Here is a 1,555-nt window from a genome sequence, read left to right as displayed (position 1 = left end):
GAGACTAACTATATGAAGTCAAGTCTTTTTTAGTAAGTTTCTTTAATTATTATTTTAGTAAAAAATTGCATGACAAATAAAGCAACAAAGTTGCTATTTTTAAAAAGTAAATTACATTTGTGGAACAAATGCAGTATCAGTTTTTAAAAGATAAAAAATAACTCTTAGTAGTTTTTTAGAAACATGGCTCATGGCTATATAATAATGTTTTCCTTCGGATCGTTTTTTAGATAGATATTCTGAAAATGTTAAATCTCTCATACAAACTGTCCTGGAAGCCATTAATATAGCCCATCGTAGATATTTTGAGCCACGTTTTACCATTGGTGTATGTGAAGCTGAATATTTACCAGATTGATATGTAGATGGATCTAATCCTGCAAAAGCTAAAAGCTTTGCGGGCGTAGTGAAACGTTCTATTTCTCCTATTTCAGATAATATGATTGCAGCTAGAGTATAAGAAATACCTGGTATTGTCATTATAGGAGAATTCAATTCGGTAACAACTTCTTTTATTTGATTGTCTAATATTTTAATTTCATCCTGAACAGACTCAATCAGTCTGATTGTCTGCTGTAGCTCAAAAGATAATGATCTATTACTGGTTCCAATTGAATCTTTAGCATAAGTTTTTAATTCAATGGCTTTATCTTTTGTATATTTACCTTTTGAAGCTTTATTTAGAAGATTAGTAAGCTTCGTTAAATGACATGACTCTATATCCTTCGGGCTCGGCAACTCCTTTAGGAGAGCATAAGATGAACTTTGATGAATAGACCACAGCAATTTAGGCAGTTCAGGGAAAATTATATCTATTAGCCTGTTTATTGATATTTTAAGCTTTGAACGATAACCGATTAATCTATATCTGTGTCTAGTTAGTGACTTTAATTCTTGAATCTGGTATGATACTGGTATATAGGATTTTGTATCATCAGAAAATAGCATTTTAGCGATAACTAGTGCATCGGTTTTATCCGTTTTAGTTTTCCTAAGGGTTTGTGCCTTACGGAAAAGATTTGTAGCTAAGGGATTAAGAATGGAGAGCTTAAACCCTTTATTATACAAAAAGCTTTGGATGTTAGTGCTATAATGACCTGTTGATTCAAGTCCTATTTTTACGTTAGAAATATCCTTGTCAGGTAGGACGGAAAGGATTGAATTATAAAGTAATTCAAAGCCCTTAAGCGTATTGGATATACGTAAAGAATCATTAAGAATAACACCATCCGAATCAATAATACAACAATCATGCTTTTCTTTAGCAACATCAATGCCAATGCAAATCATAAGAACAACTCCTTTTTAATTTATCCGCTATGTTCCACAAATCTTATACTAAATGTAACCTTGCTATATATAAAACGTCATGCGTTATCTAACTAATTAACAAATAAGCATAAGACAGTGGTTAGATCCTCAATTAAAATAGTCTAAGCTATAGGTGATAAAACTAATCCACAGCGTCTTATGATAATTATAGTAAAAAATATTAAAGAAAGGAAAAGTATAATGAAAATCTGTTTTTTACTATGTTTTCATTATACAAGGTGAT

At 30.8% G+C, this 1,555-nt stretch carries 1 protein-coding gene; it reads right to left on the bottom strand.

All coding sequences use genetic code 11. From position 1 onward, the window contains the following. Window positions 1–111 precede the first annotated feature (111 nt). Window positions 112–1,290, bottom strand: a complete 1,179-nt coding sequence (locus tag ACQRD5_RS17065) for an IS110 family transposase (protein ID WP_427747103.1) — start codon at window positions 1,288–1,290, stop codon at window positions 112–114. Window positions 1,291–1,555 lie beyond the last annotated feature (265 nt).

Origin of the sequence: Clostridium sp. SGI.024 (assembly GCF_050315195.1) — a bacterium.
In the GTDB taxonomy this organism is placed as follows: Bacteria; Bacillota; Clostridia; order Clostridiales; family Clostridiaceae; genus Clostridium.
Note: the sequence above shows the minus strand (reverse complement) of the source record. Positions and strands in the feature narration are given on the sequence as shown.